6 protein-coding genes and 1 pseudogene are annotated in these 6704 nt (G+C 70.8%); 4 read left to right on the forward strand and 3 right to left on the reverse strand.

The features are described from left to right. Together ON31_RS08965 and ON31_RS08970 are read left to right on the forward strand one after the other, a co-directional pair. Positions 1-896: pseudogene (locus ON31_RS08965) on the forward strand (hypothetical protein); the annotation flags it as partial. 23 nt (positions 897-919) lie between these two features. Next, positions 920-2692 carry a P-loop NTPase family protein gene (locus ON31_RS08970; RefSeq protein ID WP_039811503.1) on the forward strand — a complete coding sequence of 591 codons (1773 nt, stop codon included), beginning with the start codon at positions 920-922 and terminating at the stop codon, positions 2690-2692. 58 nt (positions 2693-2750) lie between these two features. Here ON31_RS08970 and ON31_RS08975 read toward each other — a convergent pair whose 3' ends face one another. After that, positions 2751-4817, reverse strand: a complete 2067-nt coding sequence (locus ON31_RS08975) for a glycoside hydrolase family 15 protein (RefSeq protein ID WP_051037012.1) — start codon at positions 4815-4817, stop codon at positions 2751-2753. Positions 4818-4882: 65 nt separating this feature from the next. Here ON31_RS08975 and ON31_RS08980 point away from each other — a divergent pair, with 65 nt between their 5' ends. Both ON31_RS08980 and ON31_RS08985 read left to right on the forward strand, forming a co-directional pair. Beyond that, complete coding sequence (locus ON31_RS08980) at positions 4883-5122, forward strand: hypothetical protein (RefSeq protein WP_029927274.1); 240 nt, start codon at positions 4883-4885, stop codon at positions 5120-5122. 146 nt (positions 5123-5268) lie between these two features. Beyond that, positions 5269-5517: a hypothetical protein gene (locus ON31_RS08985; protein ID WP_029927275.1), complete on the forward strand. Its 249-nt coding sequence runs from the start codon at positions 5269-5271 to the stop codon at positions 5515-5517. A gap of 54 nt (positions 5518-5571) precedes the next feature. Here the strand turns inward: ON31_RS08985 and ON31_RS08990 are convergent, their stop codons facing one another. Together ON31_RS08990 and ON31_RS08995 are read right to left on the reverse strand one after the other, a co-directional pair. Continuing rightward, positions 5572-6003 carry a hypothetical protein gene (locus tag ON31_RS08990; protein ID WP_147287081.1) on the reverse strand — a complete coding sequence of 144 codons (432 nt, stop codon included), beginning with the start codon at positions 6001-6003 and terminating at the stop codon, positions 5572-5574. Positions 6004-6134: 131 nt separating this feature from the next. Beyond that, positions 6135-6704, reverse strand: a 570-nt coding sequence (locus ON31_RS08995; RefSeq protein ID WP_218007299.1) for a hypothetical protein, incomplete at its 5' end; no start/stop codon positions are given.

A 6704-nucleotide genomic window follows, 5' to 3' on the forward strand; every position in this document is an offset into this window, starting at 1 on the left:
CGCTGCTCGACACCACCCGGCCCACGGAGACCACCACCCCGCAGCAGCCGACGGCCACCGTGATCGCCCAGCCGACCACGCCCACCGGCGGCGCGTCGACGCCGACGACCGGACCACAGGTCAGCACCCCGAACACCACCGACGCGGGTGGGCTGCTCACCCCCACCCCGGGCGCGCCCACCACACTGCCGGGCCGCACCGACACCGCGACCACCGAACTCCCCGGCGTCACCGACGGTGCGTCCACCACCGTGCCGGGCCCCGGCGGCGCGGCCACGACCAAGCCGGGTGTCGATGGCGGCACGACCACCGTGCCGGGCACCGATGGCGGCACCACCACCGCACCGAGCGCCGACGGCGGCACCACCGCGCCGGGAACCGACGGCGGCTCCGGCACCCCGACCGGGAACGTGCCGACCACCACGCCTCCGGTCCCGTCCCCCGGCACCGGGATCGACGTCGCCCCGACCCAGCCGGACGATATCGATACGGGCCCGACGCAGGTGCCGTCCATCAGTGCCCCGCAGCCGAGCGTCGACCTGCCCGACGGCAACACCCCGGATCTGGACGTGCCGACCGTAGCGCCCACGCCCGCACCGGATCTCGGCACGGATGGCGGTCTCGGCACCGGACCCGGCGTGGTCACTCCCGAGCCCATGCCGCAGCCCGCGCCGACATTGGTCAAACCGTCCATCGCGCCGCAGCCCGCGAAGCCCATCGCGGACGTACAGGACGGCGGGTACCACGCCGCGCTGTACGGCGGCCACGACGATTTCGCCTACGGCAGTTCGCTCGCCTACCCCGGCGGCGCGCTGTCCACGCAGCTCATGCCCGAGGCAACCCTCGCGGAGAGCCACCACCCGGTATCCGGCTCCCACGACATCACGCTGTTGTGATCGACGGCGATAGTCTCGCCGTCGTGAAGCATCCGGATGCGATGGCCCCGTTGCTCGAGCTGCTCGACGAGCTGCTCGAGCTGACCCGTGCCGCCGCCCGCGCCGATCTCACCGGGCGGCTGAATCTGGCGCGGGCACGGGTCGCCGATTCCCGGGTCCGCCTGGTCGTGGTCGGCGAACCGGGCAGCGGGGCGACCACTCTGGTCAACGGCCTGGTCGGGGCGGAGGTCAGTGCGGTCGGCGGCCGAGTGCCGGTGATCGTGGAATACGGACCGCTGTCCCGGGTGACCGTGGTGCGCCAGGGCGCGGGCGGTCGGGTCGAGCGGCGGGTGATCGATCCCGCCGAGCGGGTGCAGGCACTGGCCGCCGACGGCGTCGTCCGCGCCGAGCTGGCCGAACCCAGCCCGCTGCTGGCCGAGGGGTTCGTGGTGCTGGAGGCTCCCGGATCGCTGGCCGACACCCCGGCGTCCTGGTCGCTGCTGGCCGCCGCCGACGCGGTGCTGTACGTGGCCGACGCCGGTGCGCCGTTCACGCCCGAGCAGATCACCCTGCTGGGCCGCATCCAGCAGGTCTGCCCCATGGTGGTCTGCGTACTCAACAAGATCGACCGCTACTCGCACTGGCCGCAGGTGCAGCAGCAGGACCGGCAATTGCTCGACGCCGCCGGACTCGGCTTCGCGGTCGCGCCCGCCTCGGCGCAACTGCACGAACACGCCGCCGCCACCGGGGATCAGCAGCGTGATCTGGAATCCGGTGTGCCGCAACTGCTCGACCACCTGCGCGGGTATGTGCTCGGGCGCGCCGACGCCGTGGCCCAGGAGGCCGCGGTGCGCGATATCCGGCTCATCACCGACCATTTGGCGCTGGCGCTGCGCAGCGAGGCCGAAACGCTGCGTGACCCAAGGCGTTTCGGTGAGATCACCGAACAGCTGCGCCGGGTCCGCGAGGAGGCCGACCAGTTGCGTCAGCGCACCGCCAACTGGCAGGTCGCGCTGGCCGACGGCGCGGCCGAGCTGATGGCCGATATCGAACACGATCTGCGGCATCGGCTGCGCAGCCTGATCCGCGACGCCGAGGCCGAGATCGGCAAGCGGGATCCGGCCAAGCACTGGAAGGACTTCGGCGCCGACCTGGACGCCAAGATCTGCGAGGCGGTGGAGGAGAACTTCGTCATCGCCCACTACCGGTCGGTGGAACTGGCCGAGCAGGTGGCGGAGAAGTTCCCGGACGGCTCCCTGCCCAAGGCCGACCTGCGGTTGGAGAGCCCGAGCGAGGTACTGGAACCGGTCGCCGCGCTCGAACCGCTCGACAGCGCCAAAGCCGGTGTGACCCAACAGGCCCTGAGCGCCCTGCGCGGCTCCTACGGCGGCATCCTGATGGTCGGCCTGGCCACCAGCCTGCTCGGCATGTCGCTGGTGAACTGGTATTCGGCGGGCGCGGGTGTGCTGCTGGGCGTGAACGCGCTGTGGGACGACCGCAAGACGCGCAGCCAGCGGCGGCAGGCCGAGGCCAAGGTGGCGGTGGCGCGGCTGATGGACGACGTGATCTTCCAGGTGAGTAAGGAATCCCGCAACCGGCTGCGCGGCATGCAGCGCACCCTGCGCGATCACTTCACCGAGATCGCCAGCGCCACCCTGCGTTCGGCCGACGAATCGCTGCGCGCGGCGGAGGAGGCGGTGGCGGTGCACTCGGGGGAGCGCCGGGAGCGCCGTCTCACCGAGATCGAGTCGGCGCTGGTGCGCCTGCGCGAACTACGCGAGTACGCCGACGCACTGGGCGAGGCCCAGGAGAGCTGATACGCGCCCCGGGGCGTTGGGCATAGAAGCGCCGCCCGGCAGCGCTCCACACCGCCGCTCAGCGTCCCGGATGTGCCGGGTTGAACTGTCCCGCGCCGTGCGACTCCTCCGCGCGGATCACGTGCATGACCGCGTTGATGAGCGCCAGATGCGTGAACGCCTGCGGGAAATTGCCCAGATGCCGTCCGGTGCGGGTGTCGATCTCCTCGGCGTAGAGCTTGAGCGGGCTGGCGTAGCCGAGCAGCCGCTCGCACAGGTGCCGGGCCCGCTGTAGTTCGCCGATCTCGACCAGCGCCGACACCAGCCAGAACGAGCAGATGGTGAAGGAGCCCTCCGCGCCGGACAGTCCGTCGTCGGTGGTTTCGGTTCGGTAGCGCAGCACCAGGCCGTTTTCGGTGAGTTCGTCGGCGATGGCCAGCACGGTAGCGCGCACCCGGTGGTCGTCCGGCGGCAGGAAGCGGTTGAGCACCACCAGCAGCAGGGAGGCGTCCAGGGCGTCGTTGCCGTAGGTCTGGGTGAACACGCCGCGCGAGTCGACACCGTGCTCCAGCACATCGGCGTGGATCTCGTCGGCGATGTCGCGCCACTTCTTGGCGTAGTCGTACTCCCCGTGCAGTTCGGCGAGTTTCGCGCCGCGATCCAACGCCACCCAGCACATCACCTTGGACGAGGTGAAATGCTGCGGCTCGCCGCGCACCTCCCAGATGCCGCGATCGGGCTTGCGCCAGTTCTCGATCGCCGCCTGCACCTGCCGTTCCAGCATGGGCCACAACGTCTCCGGCACCTGTTGGCGCGACTTCACGTGCAGGTACACCGAATCCAGCAGCGTGCCCCAGATATCGTGCTGGTCCTGCTGATAGGCGGCATTGCCGATGCGCACCGGGCGCGCGCCGTCGTAGCCGGACAGGTTCGGCAGTTCGTACTCGCGGATCTCACGCTCTCCGCCGATGCCGTAGAGCACTTGCAGCGCAACCGGATCCCCGTTGTCGTCGCGGCACACATCGTGCAGGAAGGCGAAGAAGTCGTCGGCTTCGCGGTCCAGGCCCAGCGTGTACAAGCCCCACAGGGCGAAGGTGGAGTCCCGGACCCAGGTGTAGCGGTAGTCCCAATTGCGTTCCCCGCCCGGGGTTTCCGGTAGGGACGTGGTGGCCGCCGCGAGCAGCGCGCCGGTCGGCGCGTAGGTGAGGCCCTTCAGCGTGAGCGCGCTGCGTTGCAGATATCCGCGCCACGGATGATCCGGGAAGCGTCCCAGGGTGATCCACTGCCGCCAGCACTCGGTGGTCTGCCACATCTTCTCCGCCGCGTCGGCGAAGGTGCGCGGCGGCGGCAGCTCCGACCAGGACAGGGCGACGAAAACCTGGTCGCCCTCCTGCATCCGGGTGCGGGCGCGGGCCTCCCGGCCCTCGAGCCCCAGCCGCAGGTCGGTGGTGAGGGTCAGCGCGGGGCAGTCGTCACCGCCGCGAGCGGTGGCCTGCTCGTACACCTCCCCGGTGTACTCCCATCGGGCCGGGGCGCCGTGGTACTCGAAGGCCGGTTCGCAGCTCATCTCCAGTTCGACGACGCCGTTCACGCACTTCACGGTGCGCAGCAGCATATGCTCGGCGTCCCAGTCCATCGGGGTGCGGCGGTGGGTGCGGCTGCGCTGGGTGGTGTTGTGCCAGGGGCCGAGCACCAGCGCGTCGCGCACGATGAGCCAGCCGGTCTCGGTTTGCCAGGTGGTCTCCACGATCAAGCCGCCGGGCAGATAGCGGCGGGCGGCGGGCACATTGCGGCCGTACGGGCCGATGCGGAAGTGTCCGGCGCTGCGGTCCAGCATGGCGCCGAACACGCTGGGGGAGTCCGGTCGCGGCAGGCACAGCCACTCCACCGAGCCATTGCGGGCGATCAGGCAGTTGGTCTCGCAGTCGGAGAGGAACGCGTAGTCGTCGATGGGCGGGAAGATGGAGCGGTGGCTCGGGCCCGACGAGGAGGGAAGATAGTCGTCGGGGACGTCGGGCGGGTCGCCGAGGCCGTCGCGGGGCGGGACCGCCGGACCGCCGTTCGATTCGTCGCCGGGCGGGTCCGGAAGGTCGCCGTACCCGGCGCGTAGGTTGCTGTCGGGCTCCGGTTCGTCGTAGGACGCCATACCCTCATCATGGGTGCACCCGGCCCAGCTCGTCCACCGCCACGGCGTCGGCCTAGGCTGGAGCCGTGCATCGGATCGCAGATTGGTGGGACGGCGTAGAGCTCTGGGTGGCCGGACTGCCATTCGTACCCCAGTTCGCCGTCGTGCTGGCCGCCATGGTGCCGGTCTGCTTCGGCATCGCCTACCTGCTCGACCGGGCGCTGCGCATCGCCATGCGCGTACTGGGCCGCGACCGCGCCGCCGCGCGAGAAGCCGCCGTCACCACCCCCGCGCCGCGCCGCGTCTCGTCCAAGGAAGCAGCCTGATGCCTCGCTCTCGTGTCCAGCTCGCCCTGATCGCCCTGCTGGTCCTGGTCGTCATCGCCTGGTTCTTCACCCGCTGAGCGAATGTCACACGGTCGCCACCGGGTTCCCGCGCGGAGTGTCACCTGGTTCGCGTACGCTCCGGCCCCATGACAACCGATGAGGGTGTGGAACTGGAACAGCTCCTCGAAGTGGAGTACGACGACGAGCCGCGGCTCATCGCAACCCACTACTGCGGCCCCGACGAGGCCATCGAGATGGTGAAGGCCGCCCAGCTGCTCGGCCTGGGCGTACGACTGACGAACCGGATCCGGCCCGATGAGGACGACGCCGAGTCCGCCACCGAGGAATGGCTGCTCGACATTCTCGAGACTCCGCCGGTGGTGGAGGAGGACTAGGCGGCCGTTCCCCCGACCGTGGTGCGCCGACAGCGCGGCGCACCACCCGGGCGGTCACCAGGTCTCGAAGACGCCGTCGACGAAACAGGAACTGCCGGTGTCGATCCCGGCCCGCCGCACCTCGATGTCCAGGTAGCCGACCGACACGGGGCGGTCCGGCTGGGTCTGCACCACCTTGATGGTGTGCCAGCCCATCCGGGTGGGCGTCCAGCGCACCCGAGCACCGTCGGCGGGCGTGTACGGGGTGACCGGCCCGATCGCGACATCGTCGACGTAGAACTCCGGGGTCGGGTTCAGCACCGGACTCGTCAACCCCACGGCGATGGTGTGCGCGCACCCCATCGCCGGACCGCGACTGCCGGTGTTCATGACCGCGATACCGACGACATCCGCGTCGGCTCGCGGAGCCGTGAGCGTGGTCTGTATGCCGCAGAGCAGGGCGGCCGCCGCGGCCACCGAGCCGACTCTAGCTGCGAGAACCTGCATGATCGTCGCTCCCTACCTGCTGTGGTGGATGGTCGGGATGAAGCCGTCTCCGCTACAGAATCGCATGATCGGCCAGTTCGCCAGGCGTCGGCCCACACCGCGCGGGGCCGCAGCGACCTGCCGCCGTGTGGCTAGCGGCGGATGGCGAGCGCGCGGACCAGGGCTCCCAGGGCCAGCAGGAAGCCGATGCCGCTGGCCGCCACTCCCACGGGTTCCTGCAACGGGTAGTACATGGTGAGCGCGTGGATATTGCGGCCCACGTAGTGCACGTACAGCTGGCTGCCCGCCGTCCCGGCCATGAAGCCGAGACTGCCGAGCACGATCCAACGCCGCCCGATCCGCCTGGACAGCGGCAGCAGCAGCGCACCCCCGGCCAGCAGGGCGGCGACGGCACCGGCGAACCCCAACCCCACGGCGAGGTAGGGGTAGCCCGGATAGCCGACATCGCGGAACGCGTCGGGGATATAGCGCAACCCGCCGATCTGCGCGGCGAGCCGCACCACGCACAGCAGCGCGAGGAACGAACACATCAGCGCCAGACCCGCGGCCGTCACCGCGGCCGTGCTCCGCCGCCCCGCCCCGGATCCCTCCGGTCCACGCCGCCCGCTCGCCGCCCGCCCTGCGGCACTCTCGGGTCCGCGCCACCCACTCGCCCGCGATCCGGCCACCCCGTCGTCCTGCCGCGCCCGTGGCGTCGCCGC

The sequence above is a fragment of the Nocardia otitidiscaviarum NBRC 14405 genome, from assembly GCF_000308635.1.
Taxonomy (GTDB): domain Bacteria; phylum Actinomycetota; class Actinomycetes; order Mycobacteriales; family Mycobacteriaceae; genus Nocardia; species Nocardia otitidiscaviarum.

Excerpts from the sequence above, each read along its gene's own strand:
- ON31_RS08985 (WP_029927275.1), top strand. The coding sequence starts at position 5,269 with ATGACAACCGATGAGGGTGTGGAACTGGAACAGCTCCTCGAAGTGGAG.
- ON31_RS08975 (WP_051037012.1), bottom strand. The coding sequence starts at position 4,817 with ATGGCGTCCTACGACGAACCGGAGCCCGACAGCAACCTACGCGCCGGG.
- ON31_RS08990 (WP_147287081.1), bottom strand. The coding sequence starts at position 6,003 with ATGCAGGTTCTCGCAGCTAGAGTCGGCTCGGTGGCCGCGGCGGCCGCC.